Source organism: Streptomyces sp. NPDC001787 (assembly GCF_040297465.1).
In the GTDB taxonomy this organism is placed as follows: Bacteria; Actinomycetota; Actinomycetes; order Streptomycetales; family Streptomycetaceae; genus Streptomyces.
Genome location: NZ_JBEOZE010000052.1, coordinates 12,490 through 34,935, shown reverse-complemented (window position 1 = coordinate 34,935; position 22,446 = coordinate 12,490). Strand labels below are relative to the sequence as shown.

Below are 22,446 nucleotides of genomic sequence, written 5' to 3'. Positions count from 1 at the left end.
GGCGTCCCCTACGGGTCGCCGGACCGCCGTACGCCCACCGGCCGATGCCCTTCCGTCCCGCGGCCGTACGGGATCCCGTTTCGACGGAACGGCCGGTGATCGATACACTCCTCCGTCTGCCCGCCTCCCGCACCGTGGTACCGGCCTCTCGCCGGCAGCCGGGGGAGCGCCGTCGGCCGGACGGAAACCGGCCGACAGCCCATGAGCCGCACTCGTACGCGCAAGCCGCGCGTACCCCTGTGCGAACGCCCTTGAGAGCGGACCGCGTCGACTCCCGTGTCACCGGAGTGCGCGGTCCGCCGCCCTGCGTTGAAGAGCCGGAGGCATCACCGTGCCCGCGCACGTAGCAGAAAGCGATTCCACCACCGACCCCCTGGCACACGAACGAGCCCACCTCGCCGCGTCCCGGGCGGCCCTGCGCGCCATGCGCGAGGACGTCCAGGCCCTCGACATCCGCGATGTCACCGCGAACTGGGTCAACGCCGTCGTGCTCCAGGCCCAGATCGACGACCGCATCAAAGCGCTCGCCGACCTCTCCCACACCCCGCTGTTCTTCGGCCGCCTCGACTATCTGCACGCGGTCGGCGGCGAGCTGGCCGAGGGCGCGGAGGGCGAGCAGTTCTACATCGGACGGCGCCATGTGCACGACGCCGCCGGAGACCCGATGGTCATCGACTGGCGGGCGCCCGTCTCCCAGCCGTACTACCAGGCGTCCCCGAAGAATCCCCAGGACGTCGGGCTGCGCCGCCGCTTCGGCTACACCGGCGGCGAGCTGACCGCGTACGAGGACGAACACCTCACCGACCCGGAGGAGACCGCCCGCACCAGCCGGCTCCTCCAGGCCGAGATCGAGCGGCCACGCGTCGGGCCGATGCGTGACATCGTGGCCACGATCCAGCCCGAGCAGGACGAGATCGTCCGCGGCGACCTGGGCGGCACGGTCTGCGTCCAGGGAGGTCCCGGCACCGGCAAGACCGCCGTCGGCCTGCACCGTGTCGCGTATCTGCTGTACGCCCACCGCGAGCGGCTGGCCCGTACCGGCACGCTCGTCATCGGGCCGAACCGGTCCTTCCTCCACTACATCGAGCAGGTCCTCCCCGCCCTGGGCGAGCTGGAGGTGAAACAGGCCACCGTCGACGACCTGGTCACGGCACAGGTCGAGGTCCGGGGCACGGACGAGGCGGCGGCGGCCGTCATCAAGGGCGACGCCCGGATGGCACCGGTGCTGCGGCGGGCCATACGTTCGCATGTGACGCCCCCGGCCGAGCCGGTCGTGGTGGTGCGCGGGTCGCGCCGCTGGCGCGTGCCGGCGTACGAGCTGGCGGAGATGGTCGATGAGCTGCTGGCCCGCGACATGCGCTACGGCTCCGCCCATGAGGCGCTGCCGCAGCGGATCGCGCACGCCGTCCTCGTACGGATGGAGGAGGCCGGTGAGGCGCCGGACGACCGGGTGCAGAACGCGGTGGCCCGCAATCCCGCGGTGAAGGCCGCCGTGAAGGCGATCTGGCCCGCGGTGGACCCGGCGAAGCTGGTGCTGCGGCTGCTGTCGGACGCGGAGTTCCTGGCCGCTCACGCGCAGGACCTGCTCACCGCCGACGAGCAGAAGCAGATCCTGTGGGCGAAGCCCGCCCGGAGCGTGAGGTCCGTGAAGTGGTCGGCGGCGGACGCGGTGCTGATCGACGAGGCCCATGACCTGGTGGCCCGTACGCACTCGCTCGGCCACGTCGTCCTCGACGAGGCGCAGGACCTGTCCCCGATGCAGTACCGGGCGGTGGGGCGCCGCTGCTCGACCGGTTCGGCGACCGTGCTCGGCGATCTCGCGCAGGGGACGACTCCCTGGTCGACGCAGAGCTGGGAGCAGGCGCTGTTCCACCTCGGCAAGGCGGACGCGGTGGTCGAGGAGCTGACGGCGGGCTTCCGTGTGCCGCGCGAGGTGATCGCGTACGCCTCGCGGCTGCTGCCGGAGATCTCCCCGGGCCTGGCGCCGGTCGAGTCGGTGCGTGAGTCCCCGGGGTCGCTCCTCGTGCGGGAGACCGCGGGCCCGGACGCCCTGGACGCGGCGGTGGTCGCGGCGTGCGAGGAGTCGCTGGGCCACGAGGGGTCGATCGGCCTGATCGCCGCCGACGCACGGATTCCGGCGCTGGCCGAGGCGCTGGCCGGGGCGGGTCACTCCTGGCTGTCCCCCGGTGAGGAGACCAGCGCCGAGTCCCGGCTGACGCTGGTGCCGGCGTCGCTGGCCAAGGGCCTGGAGTACGACTACGTCGTGCTCGACGAGCCCGCGGCGGTGGTGGACGGCGAGCCGGACGAACGGACGGGCCTCCGCCGCCTGTACGTGGCGCTCACCCGAGCCGTGTCGGGGCTGACCGTCGTCCACGCGGCGGAACTGCCGGCGGCCCTGCGGTAGGTGCTGCGGCGGGGGCGCCGGAGGACCTGCGGTGGGCGGGGCGGCGGCGGAAGGCTCGCGGTCGGCGGGGGCCGGAGGACCTGCGGTCGGTGTTACGGCGGAGCTGCCGTACGCGCCCGGCCGGGTCACCGCCGGAGCGGGGCGGGCCGGGTCACCGCCGGGCAGGGCCGGGCGGGGCGCGTCACCGCCGGAGCAGGCGGTGACCCGGTCACCGCCTCCCCCGGCCGCCCGTCAGCCGTCCAGGGCCTCGCGCCACTCCCGTACCGCCGCCGCGTCCACCGGATGCGACCAGCCGCGCGGGCGGGCCGCACCCCCGATGTGTACCGCGTCGATGCCCGCCGCGAGGAGCTGCGGCAGGTGGTGCAGGTGCAGGCCGCCGCCGACCAGGATCTGCGGCTCGTAGCCCGGCTCGCGCGTGCGCGCCGCCTCGGCGAGGAGCGTCGGGATGCCCTCGTCGACCCCGGCCGGCGAACCTGCCGTGAGGTACGTGTCGAGGCCGGGCAGATCCGCGAGTTGCTTGCGCAGGGCGTCGCGGTCCGGAGCCCGGTCGATCGCCCGGTGGAAGGTCCACCGGCAGCCGTCCAGCTCGGCGAGAATCCGCTCGACGGCCACGAGATCGGGATACCCGTCCTCGTCGAGGAAGCCGAAGACGAACTCCTCGGCACCCTCCGCCCGCATCTCGCGGGTCTTCTCCAGCAGTACGTCGATGTCACCGACGGCGAACCCGTCCGCCACCCTGAGCATCACGCGCAGGGGAATGTCCACGGCGGACCGGATCGCCGCGAAGGTCTCCCGGGACGGGGTCAGGCCGTCAGCGGCCATGTCGGTGACCAGTTCGAGGCGGTCCGCACCACCCGCCTGAGCGGCGACCGCGTCATCGGCGTCGAGAGCGATCACCTCCAGGACTGCACGGTTGCTCATGGATCCCCATTCCTCCAGAAACCAGCTATAGGTCTAGTCCAATAGTCAGCCTACGGGTCAGCCACCTGAGGGCGCAGCTCTCCATGTGAACGCGTGATCGCGAACATACGCGAGCGCTCGCCGCAGACGGGTGAGACGAGCGGCGGGAATCCCTTGCTTTTCATAGGGGTGGGGGGTATACATGAATCAGCACCGCATACCCCCTAGGGGTATAAACGCCACTCAGGGAGGAACCCGTGTCCGCGCACCACGCAACCGCAGCCGGCACCACGGCCGCCGGCACCGCAGGCGGCACCGCCGCCGAGGTCGAGCTCGCCATCGGTGGCATGACCTGCGCCTCGTGCGCGGCCCGCATCGAGAAGAAGCTGAACCGGATGGACGGCGTCGAGGCGACCGTCAACTACGCCACCGAGAAGGCCAAGGTCAGCTACCGGGGCGAGGACATCTCCGTACAGGACCTGATCGCCACCGTCGAGGCCACCGGATACACCGCGCAGGAACCCGCACCGCGCGCACAGGGCCCCGGAAACACCGCCGGCGGCCCCGGGGACGCGGAGGCGGCCGAGGACGACGCGCTGCGGCCACTGCGGCAGCGGCTCCTGACCGCCGTGCTCCTCGCCGTGCCGGTCATCGCGATGTCGATGATCCCCGCCCTCCAGTTCGACTACTGGCAGTGGCTCTCCCTCACCCTCACCGCCCCCGTCGTCACCTACGCCGCCTGGCCCTTCCACCGCGCCGCCTGGACCAACGCCAAGCACGGCGCGGCCACGATGGACACCCTGATCTCCGTCGGCACCTCGGCCGCGTTCCTGTGGTCGCTGTGGGCCCTGTTCTTCGGCACCGCGGGCATGGTCGGCATGACCCACCCGTTCGAGCTCACCATCGGCCGCAGCGACGGCGCCGGGAACATCTATCTCGAAGCCGCCGCCGGAGTGACCGCGTTCATCCTGGCCGGGCGCTACTTCGAGGCCCGCTCCAAGCGGAAGGCGGGCGCCGCGCTCAAGGCGCTCCTGGAGCTGGGTGCCAAGGAGGTCACCGTCCTGCGCGACGGGCGCGAGATGACCGTGCCGACCGCCGACCTCCAGACCGGTGACCGTTTCGTGGTCCGTCCCGGCGAGAAGATCGCCACCGACGGCACCGTCGTCGAGGGCGCCTCGGCCGTCGACGCCTCCATGCTCACCGGCGAGTCCGTCCCCGTCGAGGTCGGCGTCGGCGACTCCGTCACCGGGGCCACGCTCAACGCGGGCGGCCGGCTGGTCGTCGAGGCGACCCGGGTCGGCGCCGACACCCAGCTCGCCCGGATGGCCAAGCTCGTCGAGGACGCCCAGAACGGCAAGGCCGCCGCGCAGCGCCTCGCCGACCGGATCTCCGCCGTGTTCGTCCCCGTCGTGATCGCCCTCGCGCTCGGTACGCTCGGCTTCTGGCTCGGCAACGGGGCGGGCCTCACCGCCGCGTTCACGGCCGCCGTCGCCGTACTGATCATCGCCTGCCCCTGCGCCCTCGGGCTCGCCACCCCCACCGCCCTCATGGTCGGCACCGGACGCGGCGCCCAGCTCGGCATCCTCATCAAGGGCCCCGAAGTCCTCGAAACCACCCGCCGCGTCGACACCATCGTCCTCGACAAGACCGGCACCGTCACCACCGGCAGGATGACCCTCCTCGACATCCACACCGCCGACGGCACCGACCGGCACGACGTCCTCCGCATCGCCGGAGCCCTCGAACACGCCTCCGAACACCCCATCGCCCAAGCCGTCGCCACCGGCGCCACGAACGAGGTCGGCACACTCCCCACCCCCGAGGACTTCACGAACGTCCCCGGACTCGGAGTCCAGGGCATCGTCGAGGGCCACGCGGTACTGGTGGGCCGCGAGAAGCTCCTCGCGGAGTGGGAGATCCACCTCCCCGTGGAGCTGGAGCGCCTGAAGTCGCAGGCCGAGGCCGCGGGCCGTACGGCGATAGCGGTCGCCTGGGACGGCGAGGCGCGGGCGGTCCTGGAGGTGGCGGACGCGGTGAAGGACACCAGCGCGGAAGCCATCGTGCGACTGCGGGCCCTGGGACTCACCCCGATCCTGCTGACCGGCGACAACCGGGCCGTGGCGGAAGCGGTCGCCGCCGAGGTCGGCATCGACGAGGTGTACGCCGAGGTCATGCCGGAGGACAAGGTCGACGTCGTCAAGCGCCTCCAGGCCGAGGGCCGTTCGGTCGCCATGGTCGGCGACGGCGTCAACGACGCCGCCGCACTGGCCCAGGCCGACCTGGGCCTGGCCATGGGAACCGGCACCGACGCCGCGATCGAGGCCGGTGACCTGACGCTGGTACGGGGCGACCTGCGGGCCGCCGCCGACGCCATCCGGCTCTCGCGCCGGACGCTCGGCACCATCCGGACGAACCTGTTCTGGGCCTTCGCCTACAACGTCGGGGCCCTCCCGCTGGCCGCGGCCGGACTGCTCAACCCGATGATCGCGGGGGCCGCGATGGCCTTCTCCTCGGTCTTCGTGGTCGGCAACTCGCTGCGACTGCGAGGCTTCAAGGCCTCCTGAACGGTCGGGAGTCCCGGGCGGTCGGGAGGGGCCCGAGCGTCCGGGACTCCCGGGCGCCGCGGGCTTTCCGCCCAGGGCTATCCGCCCACGACGAACCGGACCCGCGTTCCCGGCACGGCCTGCGCCGCCGCCGGGAGCGCGGGTTCCGGCACGACCCCGACGACCGGGTAACCCCCGGTCGTCGGATGGTCGTTGAGGAACACCACGGGCCGCCCGTCCGGCGGCACCTGGATCGCCCCGAGCACCAGCCCCTCGCTGGGCAGCTCCCCCTCGCGGGCCCGCTCCAGGGCCGGCCCCTCGGTGCGCAGGCCGATGCGGTTGCTGTGCGGCGAGACCCGGTACGCGGCGGTGGTGAGCGTACGCAGCGCGGCTTCGGTGAACCACGTGTGGCGGGGGCCCGGACGCACGGGGAGCACCAGCTCGGTGGGGGCGGCGGGCCAGGGCACGGCGTCGGGGAGCGGGAGCCCGTACGCCGCCGGGGGGCCGGGCGGGAGGCCCAGCGGGAGTACGTCCCCGTCGCGCAGGGGCGCGGGCCCGAGCCCCGAGAGCAGGTCGGCCGAGCGGCTGCCCAGCACCGGTTCCGGCACCAGGCCGCCCGCGAACGCCAGATAGCCGCGCAGCCCGGTCAGCGCGGGCCCCACGTCGAGGACCGCACCCGCCGGTACGCGGACGGGGCCGCCCCAGGCCACCGGCCTGCCGTCGACCGTCACCCGGCACGACGCACCGCCGACGACGGCCACCACGGACCGGGCCGGGCGGACCGCGCAGCCGGTGACCGTGGTCTCCAGGACGGCCGCGCCGGGCGGGTTGCCGGCCAGCCGGTTGACCAGCCGGGCGGCGGGCGCGTCCAGGGCTCCGGCCCGCCCCACACCGAGGTGCGCCCAGCCCGTCCGCCCCTCGTCCTGCACGGTGGTCAGGGCACCGGCACGGATCACTTCGAGCGTGTGAAGGGTCATGGGCATGTCTCCGCCGTACGGTCCGCCGTCGTTGCCGCGGGCGTACGCTCCGCCGTCGTTCCCACAGCCGCACGCTCCGCCGTCGTCGCCGCGGCCGTACGCTCCGCCGCGCTCCCCGCCGGGACGAACCTCACGCGTGTGCCCGGCCCCAGGAGGGCGGCCGGTTCGCGGGCCGGGTCCCACAGGGCGCCCGGCTCCGGCATCCGGCCGATGAGCTGCCAACCGCCGGGCGAGGGGCGCGGGTAGACCCCGGTATAGGGCCCGGCGAGGGCCAGCGCCCCGGCCGGAACCTTGGTGCGCGGGGTCGTGCGCCGGGGCACGTGCAACTGCTCGGGCAGCCCCGTGAGATAGCCGAAGCCGGGCGCGAACCCGCAGAAGGCCACCCGGAACTCGGTACGGGAGTGGATACGCGCGACCTCGTCCACGGCGACGCCCCAGACCGCCGCGACCTCGGCGAGGTCCGGGCCGTCGTAGACGACGGGGATCTCCACCGCCTCGCCCGTGTCGCGGCGCAGCGGCGGTATCGGCCAGGAGGCGAGGTCGCGGGCGAACCGGGCCAGGGCGTCGCCCGTGCGGTCCGCGATGCCGTCGAGGAGCACCGTACGGGCGCCGGGGACGATCTCGCGGACGGCGGGGAGTTCACCGAGGGCGCGGCGGCGGAGCAGCTCCGCGTGGAAGGCCTCGGCGTGTTCGCCGCAGGCCAGTTCGACCAGGAGCGCCCGCCGCCCGGCGGGAAGCACCCGCACCCCGGACATCTCGCGCGCCCCGGGAGCCGCCTGCACCCCGGACGCCTCGCGCGCCCCGGGCACCTCACGTGCCCCGTTCACGCGAAGGCCCGCACCGCGACGCCCGCCTCTTCCAGCGCGGTCCGCACCCGGCGCGCGAGTGCCGCCGCGCCCGGGGTGTCCCCGTGGACGCACAGCGAACGCGCCGCGACCGGTATCCGGCTGCCGTCGGCTCCGGTCACCGCCCGCTCGACGGCCATGCCGACACTGCGGCGTACGACCTCGTCCGCGTCGTGCACCACCGCACCGGGTTCACCGCGCGGGACCAGGGTGCCCCGCGGGGTGTACGCGCGGTCGGCGAAGGCTTCCTCGACGGCGGGCAGCCCCGCGGCCTCGGCGTGGGCGAGCAGCCGGGAGCCGGGCAGGCCGAGGACGGCGAGACCGCCGCCGCCCGCGAGCCGGACGCCCTCGACGACGGCCGCGGCCTGGTCGTCGTCCCAGACCGCGCGGTTGTAGAGGGCTCCGTGCGGTTTGACGTACGAGACCGTGGAACCGGCCGCCTCCGCGAAGACCCGCAGGGCGCCGATCTGGTAGGCGATCTCGGCGGTCAGCTCGGGGGCCGGCACATCCATCGAGCGACGCCCGAACCCGGCCAGGTCCCGGTACGAGACCTGGGCCCCGATCCGTACGCCGCCCTCGGCCGCCGCGTCGCAGACCCGCCGCATCACGGAGGCGTCGCCCGCGTGGAAGCCGCAGGCCACATTGGCGCTGGTCACACACGCGAGGAGCGCGTCGTCATCGGTGAGGGTCCAGTGCCCGAAGCCTTCACCGAGATCCGCGTTGAGATCCATCATCACGGGCGCACGCTAGCGATTGTTCAACAACCTGGCAAGGCCCGGTCCGGGAAACGGGACGCCCGTACGGTTCACTGGGCGTACACAGCACACGCACCACACCACACAGCGGACACACGGCGACGAGCAGGGGCGGGGCATGGCAGGGGCGACGTCAGGGGCAGGGGCGGGAACGGCGGGGCGGACCGGCACACCGGATCTCTCCGAACTGGCCGCCGACAGCGCCTCCCTGTCCCGTTCCGGCACCGCCGAACGCGTCGCCGCCATCCTGCGCGACCGGATCTCGCAGGGCTACTTCCCGCCGGGCAGCCGGCTCTCCGAGGAGTCCATCGCCGGTGCGCTCGCCGTCTCCAGGAACACCCTGCGCGAGGCGTTCCGGCTGCTCTCCCACGAACGCCTCCTGGAACACCGCCTGAACAAGGGCGTCTTCGTCCGCATACTGGCCGTCGACGATCTGGTGGACATCTACCGCGTACGCCTGCTGGTCGAGTGCGCGGCCCTGCGCGCGCTGGGCGAGCCGCCGTACGACGTGACGGACGTCGAAGCCGCCGTGGCCACCGGGGAGCAGGCCGCGCTGGCTGACGACTGGGCGGCCTGCTCGACCGCGAACATCCGCTTCCACCAGGCCCTGGCCGGGCTGGCCGGCAGCCCGCGCACCGACGAGCTGATGCGCAACGTCCTGGCCGAGCTGCGGCTGGCCTTCCATGTGATGGCCGACCCGCGCCGCTTCCACGAGCCCTATCTGACCCGCAACAGAGAGATCACGGACAAGCTCGCGGCGGGCGACGCGGCGGGCGCCGAGCGGCTGCTCGCCTTCTACCTGGAGGACTCCCGCCGCCAGCTCGCGGAGGCATACGCGGAACGGCTCACGGCCCAGTAGGCCCCGGCCCCGCCCCGCCCCGCCCCGCCCCGCCCCGCCCCGCCCCGCCCCGGCGACAGAACAGCTCACGGCCCGGCAGGTCCCGGCCGCCGCCGCCCGGTCGGCACACCCCTCCGGCGTACCACCCCCGGCCCCTCCGGCCCGCCCCCGGCCTCGTGCACCCCTCACCCCCTCACCCCCTCGCCCCCCCACCCCTTCGCTCCCCCCTTTCCGCCCGCACGTACCACCCACCCGGGCGGATGCCGAGCGCACCCCCGGCTTTCCGATCCATGCCCCCCACACTCTTGTGGGCTTGTTGAACAATCGCTTAACGTCTCCGCGATACCCCGTCTGATCAGGACCGTGCGCTCTCCCATGCCCGCACGTCCATGCGCGGAAGAAGGCCGACGCGTGATCGTTCTCCTCGGCGTGCTCGTGGTGATCCTCGGATTCGCCACCCGCCGCAATCCCCTCCTCGTGGTGGGTGTCGCCGGCATCGTCACCGGACTGCTGGGCAAGCTCTCCCCGCAGGAGGTGCTGGCCACCTTCGGCGAGAGTTTCGCCTCCGCGCGTTCCGTGACCGTCTTCGTCATCACGCTGCCCGTGATCGGGCTCCTGGAGCGCTACGGACTCCAGGAGCAGGCCCGCACCCTGATCGGCAGGCTCGGGAAGCTGACCACCGGCCGCTTCCTCGCTCTGTACCTGCTGATCCGCCAGCTCACCGCCTCCGTCGGCCTCACCAGCATCGGCGGCCCCGCGCAGAGCGTGCGCCCGCTGATCGCCCCCATGGCCGAGGCCGCCGCCGAGGCGAAGGCGGGCGGCCCGCTGCCGGAGAAGCTGCGCGAGAAGGTCCGCTCGCACGCCTCCGGCGCGGACACCATCGGGGTCTTCTTCGGCGAGGACTGCTTCATCGCCATCGGCTCGATCCTGCTGATCACCGGGTTCGTGAACTCGACCTACGGCCAGCACCTCGAACCCCTGCACCTGGCGCTGTGGGCCATCCCGTCCGCGATCTGCGCCTTCCTCATCCACGGCGGACGGCTGCTCAACCTGGATCGCCAACTGGAGCGCGAACTGGCCGTCGCCGCCGCCGAGAACGAAGTGTCGGCGCACGCCGCCCGCCGGACGGAGGACGCCAAGTGATCAAGTCCGAGTACTTCTTCTGGCTGGTCGGCGGGGTCTTCCTCGTCATGGCCGCGCAGATGGCGATGGACCGCACCAACCCCAAGCGCTTCGGCTCGGCCGGATTCTGGGGCCTGCTGGGCGCGGCGTTCTTCTACTCCATCGGGGTCGTCGACAAGTCCCTGCCCGCCGAACCCCTCGGCGTCGTCGTCCTGGTCCTGATCGTGCTGGGCGGCTTCGGCCTCACCGGCAAGGGCGAGCCGCACACCCCTTCACGCGAGAAGCGCGCCGAGACGGCCGCCCGCTTCGGCAACAAGCTGTTCCTCCCGGCCCTCACGATCCCGGTCGTCGCGATGATCTGCGCGACGCTCGTGAAGAACTGGAAGATCGGCGGCGAGCCGGTCCTGGAACCGGGGTACGAGACCATCCTCGGCCTCGGCATCGGCGCCATCGCCGCCCTGGTCGTCGGCATGGTGGTGCTCCGCGAGCGCAATGTCGCCGTGCCCCTGCACTCGGGCCGCAACATGCTCGAATCGATGGGCTGGGCGCTGATCCTGCCTCAGCTCCTCGCGGTGCTCGGCTCGATCTTCCAGTCCGCGGGCGTCGGCGAGCAGGTGCGCAGGATCAGTGAGGCGGTCCTGCCCGAAGGGCAGCAGCTGGTGGCCGTGATCGTCTACTGCTGCGGCATGGCGCTGTTCACCATCGTGATGGGCAACGCGTTCGCGGCCTTCCCGGTGATGACCGCGGCGATCGGCTGGCCGGTCCTGATCGAGCAGATGAACGGCAACGCGCCCGCCGTCCTCGCGATCGGCATGCTCTGCGGCTTCTGCGGCACGCTGGTCACGCCCATGGCCGCCAACTTCAACCTGGTGCCCGCCGCTCTCCTGGAGCTCAAGGACCAGTACGGCCCGATCAAGGCCCAGCTCCCCACGGCCGCGGCGCTGCTGGTCTGCAACATCGCGATCATGGCGCTCTTCGCCTTCTGAGCCGCCGTCACCCCACGTCCACCCCCGCGTACGCCCCCTGGTCCGCCTCTTCGCCGTCCACCTCTCGCCGTCCACCTCTCGCCGTCGGCCTCCTCGCCGCCCACCCTTCGCACACCCCTCGTCCGCCCCTCGCCCGACCCCTCCGCGCCCATACACCCCTGGAGTGACCCCGATGCCTCCCGCGCTCCCCGTCGCCATCCCCGCCGCGTACGCCGTCCCGTTCGCCGAACTGGCCCTCGCCAATGTCGTACGCGAATACCCCAACGCCCCGGCGCACCTGTACGCGGGCCCCGAGGAACTGGTCGCGCCCCGCGCCCTCCACCCCGCGTTCTACGGGGGTTACGACTGGCACTCCACGGTGCACATGCACTGGCTGCTCGTCCGCCTCCTGCGCCGTTTCGCGTCCACCGATGAGCTCCCGGCCACCGTCACCACCCGTATCCACGAGGTGCTCAACACCCACCTCACCCCGGCGAACCTCACCGTGGAGGCGGCCTACCTGCGCGGCCGGCCGCACTTCGAGCGCCCCTACGGCTGGGCGTGGCTCGTGGCGCTGGCCGCGGAGTGCCGGGCGCTCGCCACCCCGGACGGCGACCGCTGGGCCGACGCCCTCGCCCCCGCCGTGGACGCGGTCGGCGAACTGCTCACCGGCTGGCTGCCCCGGGCGACGTACCCGATCCGGCACGGTGTCCACGGCAACAGCGCGTTCGGCCTGGGCCTGATCCTGGACGCGGGAGAGCGCGCCGGCCTGGCCGCGCCGGTGCTCGACGCGGTGGCGGACCGGGTACGCGACTGGTTCACCGAGGACCATGACGCGCCCACCCACTGGGAGCCGTCCGGCCAGGACTTCCTCTCCCCGGCCCTGACCGAGGCGGACACGGTGCGCAGGGTGCTGCCCGCCGAGGAGTTCCGCGCCTGGCTGGCCGCCTTCCTGCCGGGTCTGGCGACGTCCTCGCTGCTCACCCCGCCGGTGGTCTCCGACCACGCGGACCCGCAGATCGGCCATCTGCTGGGCCTCACCCTGAGCCGGGCGGCGGCTCTGCGGACGATCGCCGCGGCGCTGCCCGAGGGCCCGGAGCGCACCGCGCTGACCGGCTCGGCCGCGGCGCATCTGACGGTGGGGCTTCCCACGGTCTCGTCCGGCGACTTCAGTTCGGACCACTGGCTGGCCACGTTCGCCGCCCTGGCGCTGGACACCGCGCCGGGCCACTGACCCCACGCGTCGCGTACGGACTCCCGGGTTGGCTCACAACACTCTGCCCACTGCGTGAACGCGGATTTACCATGGCCCTGTTGACAGACCACTGAACACACACGGGGTGCCAGGTGTCAGAACTGATCAGCGTTGCCACAGCACTTGCACCGGCTTTCACCAGCGCGGCGACCATGTTCGGTTCCGCCGTGCTGGTCTCGGCCTCCGACCGCATCGCCGATCAGACCGTGACCGCGGGTGAGGGATTCTTCCGCCGTCTCGTCTCCAGGAACCGGGAGACAGGGGGTGAACAAGCCACTGATCCGGTGGGCGCGTCCTCGGAGGGAGCCGACGGCACGGACGGCGGGCTCGATGCCGAACGCGCCGATGAGCTGGACGCGCTGCTGGACAGCCTCGACGAGGAGGAGCGGCGCACACTCGCGCGGGCCGTGACCGCCTGGCTGCGCGGCCCCTCCCGAGAGCTGGACGCCGACCACCTCGTGGGCCATGTGCACCGGGTCTCCGGGGTCCCCGCTCCCGCCCCCGTTACGCACATCACGCACAACAAGGCCATCGCACAGGGCCGTTACTCCATCGCGGCCAACAACATCAACACCGTCGTCGTGGGCGGGGAACAGCCACCGCAGGACCGGGGATGACCACCCCGGGCCACGAGAGCCCCCCGCACAACTCCGCGCGGTCCACCGGCCCCCAGAGCATCGCGGCCACCCACATCGACTCCCTCACGCAGAACATCATCGGCATGGGCGCCTCGCCCGTCGCCGGCTGGCTGCTCCTCGTGCCGGTCTGCTTCGTGGTGGTGTACGCGGTGCTGGGCTGGCCCTCCGGCGGTTTCGAGGGCCAGGCGGGCTGGTTCACGCTGTTCCTGCTGTTCCTGACGGCCGCCGCGCTCGGCGCCGTACGCCACCTCACCCGCCCCGGCGGCGCGGAACGGCGGAAGAACGGTGCCGGGAACGGGCGGAAGAACGCGGCCGGGACGGGGAACGGGCGGAAGAGCGGGCGGAGGAACGGGAACGGGCGGAGGAACGGGGCCGGGAACGGGCCGGTGAGGAGTCCCGGCCCCCGGCTGCTGTGGGTGCCGCTGGCCTCGCTCCTGTTCTCCCTGCTGAGCTGGGTGAGCTTCGAAGCCCTGGCCGACAACAGCCAGGTGGCCGTGAACATCGAGATCGTGGGCGCACAACCGCTCGACGGGGTGCAGAGGCGGACGCTGACCCTGATCGTCGCGGCACCGGCCGCCGAGGACCGCCGCGACCGGCTGCGCCTCGCCCTGACGATCAGCGAGGAGAACCCCGCCAAACCGGCCTGTGTCCACCGGGCTACGGCGACCATCACCGCGCGGACGGCGAGCGTCACCCCGCGCATGGAGTCCGTACCCGCCCGCTCCGAACGGGACTTCACACTGGGCACCCGGGGCACCCCGGTGGAATTCACCCTGGACGTGACGAGCGATTCACGGTGCCCCATGCGTCTGGAGAAGGCGCTCGGCACCCTGCACAACGGCTGAAGCACACACGACACCTGGGGGACCCCATGGCCGGAGCAGCACGGTACCGACAGTTGGCACTTGTCCCCGCGGCGCTCCTCGCCCTGAGCCTCTCGGGCTGCGGCACCGATTCCATCCTGAACGACGACACCCGGGTCGGCTCGAAGAGCGATCAGCCGGGTACGAGCTACTCCCCGCACGACGGGGAGTTCAACGGCCTGGACATCACGGTCGTCAACGCCCTGTTCCGGGATCTCGGGTACGACTCGCCGCGCCCGATCCCCGTCCAGTCCAAGAACCGGACGAGGGACCTGCACGACGGGGACATCCATCTGGTCGCCGCCACGTTCTCGATCACTCCGAAGCGCATGCAGACCGAGGGGAAGGGCGGTGAAGGACTCGACTTCGTGGGCCCGTACGCCTCCACCCAGCAGGGCGTCCTCGTCGCGGAGAGCGACACCGGCATCCAGGAACTGTCCGACCTCGACGGCAAGCAGGTCTGTGTGTGGAAGGGCACGACCTCCGACACCGAGCTGAGCGGCAAGGCGTACGAGAACATCCGGCTGCGCAGGGAGACCGACGCCCGCACCTGTGTGCGGGCGCTGCTGGACGGGCATGTGTCCGCCGTCTCCACGGACCAGCTGATCCTGTACGGATTCATGGAGCACTACCGGGGCAGACTCAAGGTCGTGCCGGAGATCAAGTTCGGCGAGCCCAACGACTACGGCATCGCGATGCTCAAGAAGCACCGCAAGGACTGCGAGAAGCTGCGCGACGCCCTGAAGCACTATGTGAGCGGACCCGACTGGGACCGTGACGTCGAGAACAATCTGCCGCAGCTCCCCAAGAGCGAACGGGACGAGGCACACCCCACGGAGGACGAGATCTCCTCGCTTTCCTGCGTGGACGAACCGAAGAACATGCCGACCGACTGATCCACGCGCACGCTCCCCGGGCCCGGCCGCAGGACACCCTCTAGGGTCGGGCCCATGACCGACACGACGCCGCCCGGATCCGACGAGGACGCCCGTACCGCCGCGCTGCGCGACCGCTGGCGGGAGACGCTCACCGCCGCCCGGTCCGGGGCTCCGGGCCCCGATCCGCTGCCGTACGCCGACAACCTCCTGGCCCGCTGGGCGGAACCGCAGCGCCGGTACCACACGACCGCCCATCTGACGGCGGTCCTGGACCGCGTCGACACGCTCGCCGGCCACGCGGAGGACCCGGCGGCGGTACGCCTGGCGGCCTGGTTCCACGACGCGGTGTACCGGCCGGACCGCACGGAGAACGAGGAGCGCAGCGCCGTGCTCGCCGAGCGCGCGCTGTCCGAGGCGGGCGTCCCCGAGCCTGTCACGGCGGAGGTCGCCCGGCTGGTCCGGCTCACGGTCACCCACGACCCGGCGCCCGGCGACCGCAACGGCGAGGTGCTGTGCGACGCGGACCTGGCGGTCCTGGCGGGCGGCCCGAAGGAGTACGGGACGTACGCGGCGCAGGTGCGCGAGGAGTACGGGTTCGTGCCGGACGACGCGTTCCGGGAGGGCCGCGCGGCGGTGCTGCGACAGCTGCTGGAGCTGCCGAGGCTGTTCCGTACGCCTCACGGGACGGCGGAGTGGGAGCCGAGGGCGCGGCAGAACCTGACGACGGAGCTGGATCTGCTGTCCGCGTAGGACGGATCCGAGCCCACACGGGATCCGCTGTCCGCGCGGGACGTGTCCGAGCCCACACCGGATCCGCCGTCCGCGCGGGACGTGTCCGAGCCCACACAAGAGGTGTCCGAGGGGGAAGACGGGCGGGAATGTAACGGGCATGACCGGCGTTGGGCCCTGTCATGCCCGACTCTGCCTCCCGCCGCGCCCCTATGCCGCTGGCCGTATACATTCTCGGCCTCTCGGTCTTCGCCCTCGGCACCAGCGAGTTCATGCTGTCCGGGCTGCTGCCGCCCATCGCCGACGACATGAACGTGTCCATTCCCCGTGCCGGACTTCTCATATCGGCCTTCGCGATCGGCATGGTGATCGGCGCCCCGCTGCTCGCCGTGGGCACGCTCCGGCTGCCGCGCAAGACGACGCTGATCACCCTGATCTCGGTCTTCGGCCTCGGGCAGATCGCGGGTGCGCTGGCTCCGACGTACGAGGTGCTGTTCGTCTCACGGGTGGTGAGCGCGTTCGCGTGCGCGGGCTTCTGGGCGGTCGGGGCGGCGGTGGCCATCGCGATGGTGCCGGTGAACGCGCGTGCGCGGGCGATGGCCGTGATGATCGGCGGGCTCTCGATCGCGAACGTCCTGGGCGTACCGCTCGGGGCGTTCCTCGGTGAGCACCTGGGCTGGCGGTCGGCGTTCTGGGCGGTGGGCGCGGCGTCCGCGGTGGCGCTGGTCGGCGTCGCGACGCGGATCCCGCACATCCCGCTGCCGGACCGGAAGCCGGAGCTGAAGCAGGAGCTGTCGATCTACCGGGACCGGCAGGTCTGGCTGTCGATCGTGATCACGGCGCTGGCGGCGGGCGGCGTGTTCTGCGCCTTCAGCTACCTCGCGCCGCTGCTGACGGATGTGGCGGGCCTGGAATCGGGCTGGGTGCCGTGGATCCTCGGCCTGTTCGGGATCGGCGCGGTGATCGGTACGACGATCGGCGGCCGGGTCGCGGACGCGCACCTGTTCGGGGTGCTGCTGGGCGGGGTGACGGCGTCGACGGTGTTCCTGGTGGCGCTGGCCCTGTTCGCCTCCAGCCAGATCATGGTGGTCGCGCTGGCCTTCCTCCTCGGCCTCTCGGCGTTCTTCACGGCCCCCGCGCTCAACGCCCGGATGTTCAACGTGGCGGGCGCGGCCCCGACGCTGGCCGGTGCGACGACGACGGCCGCGTTCAACCTGGGCAACACGAGCGGCCCGTGGCTGGGCGGCACGGTGATCGACGCGGACTTCGGCTACGAGGCCACGGCCTGGGCGGGCGCGGCGATGACGGTCCTGGCCCTGGCGGCGGTGGTCGTCTCGCTCCGGCTCCAGCGCGCCGGCTCCCGGTCGTCCCTGCTGGTGGCGAAGAACGTGACCCCCGCTACTCCGGAGCCGGCCGCCCCTTCGGCCTGCGCAGCCCCGCGGCAGTGAGGCGCCGCACCAGTTCCTTGGAGCCGATCTCCCGCGCCCCGGCCCGCACGGCATCCGCGTACCGGGCTTCGGGCAGGTCGTAGTGGTCCCGCTCGAAGGCGCGGGGCGGGCAGCCGATCACGGCGGCGAAGGCGTGCAGTTCCTCGAAGGACACATCGCTGACCAGGTGCGACCAGAGCCGCCCGTGCCCCGGCCAGTCCGGCGGGTCGATATAGACGGTCACCGCCGCGACACCCCGCTCAGCGCCCCCACGGGCGCCACCATCACGGTCGCCTTGGTGCACACCCAGTGCGGGTCGGGCCCCAGCTCCGGCTCGACATCCAGCGCGTGCGGCCCGTCCTCCACACACACGGGACACAGCGGCCACCGCCCGTACCGCTCCAGCAGCGCGTCCTGCACATCCTGAGCGATCAGCCCGACGACGAACTCCGCCCCCTCGGGCCACTGCTCCACCCACCAGCGCCGATGGGTCACCGCGTCCTCGACGAGCGAGACGATCTCGGCCTCGGCGACATCGCCCGCGGCGAGATCGGCCATCACCAGCGCGCGTGCGGTGTGCAGTGCCTGCTCCAGGGGGTTCAGCTCCATGCAGCCATTGTCCCCCGACACGGGTTACGTCCCGGCGCCCGACAGCAACGGAGGACGCCGCGCGCCCGGCGAGTCGAGTGCGACGAAGCCGTGCGGGCTCGTCGGCGGGGTGACACATTCCGCCACGCGCAGTCGCGACGGCATCGCCACCGAACAGAACCGGACCGGGTTCCTCTAAATCCCGCCGATCCACCAATCCGCGCGCCCGGACCGGCGGACGCAGCGACATCCCTCACCCCCGCCCACCCCGCCGACGCGACGTGCCCCACCGCCGCCGCCATGTGACCAAGGTCCCGCCGGAGGAAGGGACCAATGGGGGGTTGACGGAGCAGAGGGGTGAAAATATCTTTCAAGAGTGACTAGTGAAGTGAAGGAAATTTTCAGCGGCGACTCTCCGCCCGCCCCCGCGGCCCTCGCCGCCAAGGTCCGGACCCTCGCGCCCTCCATGACCCGCTCCATGCAGCACGTCGCCGAAGCCGTCGCGGGTGACCCGGCGGGATGCGCCGCCCTCACCGTCACCGGTCTCGCCGAGCTCACCGGCACCAGCGAGGCCACCGTGGTCCGCACCGCGCGGCTCCTCGGATACCCCGGCTACCGGGACCTGCGCCTCGCGCTCGCCGGGCTCGCCGCGCACCAGGAGTCGGGCCGGGCGCCGTCCGTCACCGCGGACATCGCGGTCGACGACCCGATCGCGGACGTGGTCGCCAAGCTCGCCTACGACGAGCAGCAGACCCTCGCCGACACCGCCGCCGGGCTGGACACCGTACAGCTGGGCGCCGCCGTCGCCGCCGCGTCGGGCGCCCGCCGCATCGACATCTACGGAGTCGGGGCGTCCTCCCTCGTCGGCCAGGACCTGGCGCAGAAACTGCTGCGTATCGGGCTGATCGCCCACGCCCACATGGACCCGCACCTCGCGGTGACCAACGCCGTGCAGCTCCGCTCCGGCGACGTGGCCATCGCGATCACGCACTCCGGATCGACCAGTGACGTCATCGAGCCGCTCCGGGTCGCCTTCGACCACGGGGCGACCACCGTCGCGATCACCGGACGGCCCGACGGCCCGGTCACGCAGTACGCGGACCACGTACTGACCACGTCCACGGCCCGCGAGAGCGAGCTGCGACCGGCCGCCATGTCGAGCCGCACCAGCCAGCTCCTCGTCGTGGACTGCCTGTTCATAGGGGTCGCCCAGCGGACGTACGAGACAGCCGCCCCCGCACTCGCCGCCTCCTACGAGGCCCTCGCCCACCGCCACAACCCCCGCACCCGCTGAACCGTACGAGACCGAGAAAGCAGAGCCGCTCTCCATGACCTCCACCACCGGCGCCAACACCAACGCCTCACCCGACGGCTACGGCGAGCTGCGCGCGGAACTGGCCACCCTCACCACCGAGGCCTTCCGCCCCGAGCTCGCCGAGATCGACCAGCTGCCCACGGCCGAACTCGCGCGGATCATGAACGGCGAGGACAACACCGTCCCCGCCGCCGTCGCCGAACGGCTGCCGGAGATCTCCGCCGCGATCGACGCCACCGCCGAGCGCATGGCACGCGGCGGCCGGCTCATCTACGCGGGCGCCGGAACCGCGGGCCGCCTCGGTGTCCTGGACGCCAGCGAGTGCCCGCCCACCTTCAACACCGATCCGTCCGAGGTCGTCGGTCTGATCGCGGGCGGCCCGTCCGCGATGGTCAAGGCCGTCGAGGGCGCCGAGGACAGCAAGGAGCTGGCCGCCGCCGACCTGGACGCGCTGCGGCTGACCCCGGACGACACGGTGGTCGGCATCTCCGCCTCCGGCCGCACCCCGTACGCGATCGGCGCCGTCGAGCACGCCCGCGCCCTGGGCGCCCTGACCATCGGCCTGTCCTGCAACGCCGGTTCGGCCCTCGGCGCCGCCGCCGAACACGGCCTGGAGGTCGTCGTCGGCCCCGAGCTGCTGACCGGCTCCACCCGCCTCAAGGCCGGTACGGCGCAGAAGCTCGTCCTCAACATGATCTCGACGATCACGATGATCCGGCTCGGCAAGACGTACGGGAATCTGATGGTCGACGTCCGCGCCTCCAACGAGAAGCTGCGGGCCCGTTCCCGCCGCATCGTCTCGCTGGCCACCGGCGCCTCCGACCCGGAGATCGAGGCCGCGCTCGCCGCCACCGGCGGCGAGGTGAAGAACGCGATCCTCACCATCCTCGGCCGGGTCGACGGGCCCACCGCCGCCACGCTCCTGACCGACTCGAACGGTCACCTCCGCGCCGCCCTCGCGGCCGTACGCACCACCTGACCCACCCGGCACCACTCCCGCACCCCCGCACAGCAAGGCACCACGCACCATGGCCACAGAAGACAAGAACCGCGCCACTGCCGCCGCGATCCTGCCGCTCGTCGGTGGCGCCGCGAACGTCAGCTCCATCGCCCACTGCATGACCCGGCTCCGCCTCGGTCTGCACGATCGTTCCCTCGTCGACGACGAGGCCCTGAAGGCGCTCCCCGCCGTCATGGGGGTGGTCGACGACGACACGTACCAGATCGTCCTCGGTCCGGGCACGGTCGCCCGTGTCACCCCGGAGTTCGAGCAACTGGTCGAGGAGGGCCGGGCCGCCGCCCCGGAGCCCGCCCCCGCGACCGGCCCCGTCTCCGCCGATGAACTCGCCGCGCAGGGCGCCGCGATCAAGGCGCAGCAGAAGGCGAAGAACGCCACACCGTTCAAGCTCTTCCTGCGGAAGATCGCGAACATCTTCGTCCCGCTGATCCCGGCCCTCATCGGCTGCGGCATCATCGCCGGCCTCAACGGTCTCCTGGTCAACCTGGAATGGCTGCCCTCCGTCACCCCCGCGCTCGCCGCGATTGCCTCCGGCTTCATGGCTCTGATCGCGGTGTTCGTCGGCTACAACACGGCGAAGGAGTTCGGCGGTACGCCGATCCTGGGCGGTGCGGTCGCGGCGATCATCGTCTTCCCGGGCGTCGCGAACATCGACGCGTTCGGTCAGACCCTCTCCCCCGGGCAGGGCGGTGTGCTCGGCGCGCTGGGCGCGGCGGTGCTCGCGGTGTACGTGGAGAAGTGGTGCCGCCGCTGGGTGCCGGAGGCCCTGGACGTCCTGGTCACCCCGACCCTGACGGTGCTGGTCTCCGGTCTGGTCACGATCTTCGGCCTGATGTACGTGGCCGGTGAGGTGTCCTCCGCCATCGGTACGTTCGCCGACTGGCTGCTGTCCAACGGCGGTGCGGGCGCGGGCTTCGTCCTCGGTGGTCTCTTCCTGCCGCTGGTGATGCTGGGCCTGCACCAGGCTCTGATCCCGATCCACACCACCCTGATCGAGCAGCAGGGCTACACGGTCCTGCTCCCGATCCTCGCGATGGCCGGTGCGGGCCAGGTCGGTGCGGCGATGGCCGTCTACTTCCGCCTCCCGCGCAACGAGTCGATCCGCCGCACCATCAAGTCCGCCCTCCCCGCCGGCCTGCTCGGCGTCGGCGAACCCCTGATCTACGGCGTCTCGCTGCCGCTGGGCCGCCCGTTCATCACGGCGTGCGTCGGCGGCGCGTTCGGCGGCGGCTTCGTCGGCCTGTTCAACCAGCTCGGCGACACGGTCGGTTCCACGGCCATCGGCCCGTCCGGCTGGGCCCTGTTCCCGCTGCTCGACGGCAACCACGGCCTGGGCTCGACGATCGCGATCTACGCGGGCGGCCTGCTCGTCGGGTACGTCGCCGGCTTCGTCGCCACGTACTTCTTCGGCTTCAGCAAGGACCTGCTGACGGAGTTCAACGTCTCCCAGGAGCCCGCCGCGTCCACGGTCACCGCCACGGGCGGACCCGCCACCTCCCCGGCCACGTCCCCCGGCCCCGGCCCCGGCCCCGAGACGGGCCCCGGCTCCCCGGCGAAGGAACCCGCCGGGGTCTGATCGACCCCCGTACGTCAACGGCACCGGGTCGCGCTCACCGCGCGGCCCGGTGCCGTTGGCGTTTCACACGGTCACGGCGTCGCCGCCGGCCCGGGACTCCGCTGACCGGCGGCGATACGGCGGAGCGACACGCTTTCGGTGGCGGAAGGCCGATGCCCTCGGCCTGCTCCACCGGTTCCGCCTGCGGAGCGGAACGCGGCCGGCGAACTCGACCGGTCCCCGGCGTGCGTGGACGGTTCCCGCCCCCGCGCGAACAGAGGGATCCGGCACCGGCCCACCGCCGGTCGGGCAGGCCACCGCCGGTCGGGCAGGCCAGGCCCGGCGGGCTGCTTCAGAGCGTTGGTACTCTCCGCGTCTACGGCGAGGCGGGGGAGACGATCGTGGGAGCAGAGCCGTCGGGTCCCCCGCGCCACTGGTTCGGAGGAACTGGCTTTGGGGTCCTCGCCGGCGGGCTGACCACGGTGGTGACCATTGCCGCGATGGGAAGGGCATGGGCTGCTTGTGACATCGGCAGCGGAGCAGCGGCCAACAGCATGACTTTGCTGTTCCTCGCGCCTCTGCTGTGGATCGCCGCTGCGGTTCCGTGGGCGATCCTGCTCAACACCCTCGGAAGACGTCATCGTGGGGCGGCGCTGGCCGCAGGGCTCATCTTCACCCTGTGGTTCACCTGGTTCCTCATCACATGGCTCGGAATGCCGGACTTCTATCCCGCCCCGCTGTGCCCGGCCAACGTCCCGCCCTGGTGGCCGGGCTTCATCCCGGCATGAGTCCGGCGAATCCCATGGATGGCTTCGCTGACGGGAGCGCCGA

The 22,446-nt window shown here is 72.4% G+C and carries 21 protein-coding genes; 15 read left to right on the top strand and 6 right to left on the bottom strand.

Annotated elements, in window-relative coordinates:
• Positions 1–331 precede the first annotated feature (331 nt).
• On the top strand, positions 332–2,404 hold the full coding sequence (locus ABT170_RS39220) for a HelD family protein (RefSeq protein ID WP_351875794.1): 2,073 nt from the start codon (positions 332–334) through the stop codon (positions 2,402–2,404).
• 231 nt (positions 2,405–2,635) lie between these two features.
• On the opposite strand, the gene ABT170_RS39215 is transcribed toward ABT170_RS39220, so the two are convergent.
• Positions 2,636–3,325 (bottom strand): copper homeostasis protein CutC, encoded by a 690-nt coding sequence (locus ABT170_RS39215; RefSeq protein WP_329941107.1) that lies wholly within the window; start codon positions 3,323–3,325, stop codon positions 2,636–2,638.
• Positions 3,326–3,561: 236 nt separating this feature from the next.
• On the opposite strand from ABT170_RS39215, the gene ABT170_RS39210 reads away from it, so the two are divergent.
• Positions 3,562–5,868: a heavy metal translocating P-type ATPase gene (locus ABT170_RS39210; RefSeq protein ID WP_351875790.1), complete on the top strand. Its 2,307-nt coding sequence runs from the start codon at positions 3,562–3,564 to the stop codon at positions 5,866–5,868.
• A gap of 77 nt (positions 5,869–5,945) precedes the next feature.
• On the opposite strand, the gene ABT170_RS39205 is transcribed toward ABT170_RS39210, so the two are convergent.
• The 3 genes from ABT170_RS39205 to ABT170_RS39195 form a co-directional block, all read right to left on the bottom strand.
• Positions 5,946–6,824, bottom strand: a complete 879-nt coding sequence (locus ABT170_RS39205) for a 5-oxoprolinase subunit C family protein (RefSeq protein WP_351875787.1) — start codon at positions 6,822–6,824, stop codon at positions 5,946–5,948.
• Positions 6,821–7,579: a 5-oxoprolinase subunit B family protein gene (locus tag ABT170_RS39200; RefSeq protein ID WP_351875817.1), complete on the bottom strand. Its 759-nt coding sequence runs from the start codon at positions 7,577–7,579 to the stop codon at positions 6,821–6,823. Before ABT170_RS39200 ends, ABT170_RS39205 begins: the two co-directional genes overlap by 4 nt.
• 68 nt (positions 7,580–7,647) lie before the next feature.
• Complete coding sequence (locus ABT170_RS39195) at positions 7,648–8,400, bottom strand: LamB/YcsF family protein (RefSeq protein WP_329942244.1); 753 nt, start codon at positions 8,398–8,400, stop codon at positions 7,648–7,650.
• Between the two features lie 142 nt (positions 8,401–8,542).
• Between ABT170_RS39195 and ABT170_RS39190 the strand changes: the two genes are divergently transcribed.
• From ABT170_RS39190 to ABT170_RS39150, 9 genes are all read left to right on the top strand, one after another.
• Positions 8,543–9,283, top strand: coding sequence for a GntR family transcriptional regulator (locus ABT170_RS39190; protein ID WP_329942089.1), 741 nt, complete (start codon positions 8,543–8,545; stop codon positions 9,281–9,283).
• Between the two features lie 390 nt (positions 9,284–9,673).
• Complete coding sequence (locus ABT170_RS39185) at positions 9,674–10,405, top strand: DUF969 domain-containing protein (RefSeq protein ID WP_329942090.1); 732 nt, start codon at positions 9,674–9,676, stop codon at positions 10,403–10,405.
• Positions 10,402–11,370, top strand: coding sequence for a DUF979 domain-containing protein (locus tag ABT170_RS39180; protein ID WP_351875784.1), 969 nt, complete (start codon positions 10,402–10,404; stop codon positions 11,368–11,370). The genes ABT170_RS39185 and ABT170_RS39180 overlap by 4 nt, the downstream gene beginning before the upstream one ends.
• A 172-nt stretch (positions 11,371–11,542) precedes the next feature.
• Positions 11,543–12,583: a DUF2891 domain-containing protein gene (locus tag ABT170_RS39175; RefSeq protein WP_351875814.1), complete on the top strand. Its 1,041-nt coding sequence runs from the start codon at positions 11,543–11,545 to the stop codon at positions 12,581–12,583.
• A 173-nt stretch (positions 12,584–12,756) separates the two neighbouring features.
• Positions 12,757–13,221: a hypothetical protein gene (locus tag ABT170_RS39170; protein WP_351875781.1), complete on the top strand. Its 465-nt coding sequence runs from the start codon at positions 12,757–12,759 to the stop codon at positions 13,219–13,221.
• Positions 13,218–14,087: a hypothetical protein gene (locus tag ABT170_RS39165; RefSeq protein WP_351875778.1), complete on the top strand. Its 870-nt coding sequence runs from the start codon at positions 13,218–13,220 to the stop codon at positions 14,085–14,087. The genes ABT170_RS39170 and ABT170_RS39165 overlap by 4 nt, the downstream gene beginning before the upstream one ends.
• A 53-nt stretch (positions 14,088–14,140) precedes the next feature.
• On the top strand, positions 14,141–15,001 hold the full coding sequence (locus ABT170_RS39160) for a transporter substrate-binding domain-containing protein (RefSeq protein WP_329942096.1): 861 nt from the start codon (positions 14,141–14,143) through the stop codon (positions 14,999–15,001).
• A 54-nt stretch (positions 15,002–15,055) separates the two neighbouring features.
• On the top strand, positions 15,056–15,733 hold the full coding sequence (locus ABT170_RS39155; RefSeq protein ID WP_329942097.1) for an HD domain-containing protein: 678 nt from the start codon (positions 15,056–15,058) through the stop codon (positions 15,731–15,733).
• Positions 15,734–15,924: 191 nt separating this feature from the next.
• Positions 15,925–17,160 carry a Cmx/CmrA family chloramphenicol efflux MFS transporter gene (locus ABT170_RS39150; protein ID WP_329942098.1) on the top strand — a complete coding sequence of 412 codons (1,236 nt, stop codon included), beginning with the start codon at positions 15,925–15,927 and terminating at the stop codon, positions 17,158–17,160.
• Here ABT170_RS39150 and ABT170_RS39145 read toward each other — a convergent pair.
• Positions 17,111–17,383 carry a DUF4031 domain-containing protein gene (locus tag ABT170_RS39145; protein WP_266932070.1) on the bottom strand — a complete coding sequence of 91 codons (273 nt, stop codon included), beginning with the start codon at positions 17,381–17,383 and terminating at the stop codon, positions 17,111–17,113. The genes ABT170_RS39150 and ABT170_RS39145 overlap by 50 nt on opposite strands.
• Positions 17,380–17,748 (bottom strand): DUF8819 family protein, encoded by a 369-nt coding sequence (locus ABT170_RS39140; protein WP_266932071.1) that lies wholly within the window; start codon positions 17,746–17,748, stop codon positions 17,380–17,382. Before ABT170_RS39140 ends, ABT170_RS39145 begins: the two co-directional genes overlap by 4 nt.
• Positions 17,749–18,103: 355 nt before the next feature.
• On the opposite strand from ABT170_RS39140, the gene ABT170_RS39135 reads away from it, so the two are divergent.
• The 4 genes from ABT170_RS39135 (at position 18,104) to ABT170_RS39120 (ending at position 22,403) form a co-directional block, all read left to right on the top strand.
• Positions 18,104–19,021: a MurR/RpiR family transcriptional regulator gene (locus ABT170_RS39135; protein ID WP_351875773.1), complete on the top strand. Its 918-nt coding sequence runs from the start codon at positions 18,104–18,106 to the stop codon at positions 19,019–19,021.
• A gap of 34 nt (positions 19,022–19,055) precedes the next feature.
• Positions 19,056–20,021, top strand: a complete 966-nt coding sequence (gene murQ, locus ABT170_RS39130; protein ID WP_329942100.1) for an N-acetylmuramic acid 6-phosphate etherase — start codon at positions 19,056–19,058, stop codon at positions 20,019–20,021.
• A gap of 49 nt (positions 20,022–20,070) precedes the next feature.
• Entirely contained in the window at positions 20,071–21,636 is a 1,566-nt protein-coding gene (locus ABT170_RS39125; protein ID WP_351875770.1) for a PTS transporter subunit EIIC, read from the top strand.
• 533 nt (positions 21,637–22,169) lie between these two features.
• Positions 22,170–22,403: a hypothetical protein gene (locus tag ABT170_RS39120; protein ID WP_351875767.1), complete on the top strand. Its 234-nt coding sequence runs from the start codon at positions 22,170–22,172 to the stop codon at positions 22,401–22,403.
• Positions 22,404–22,446 lie beyond the last annotated feature (43 nt).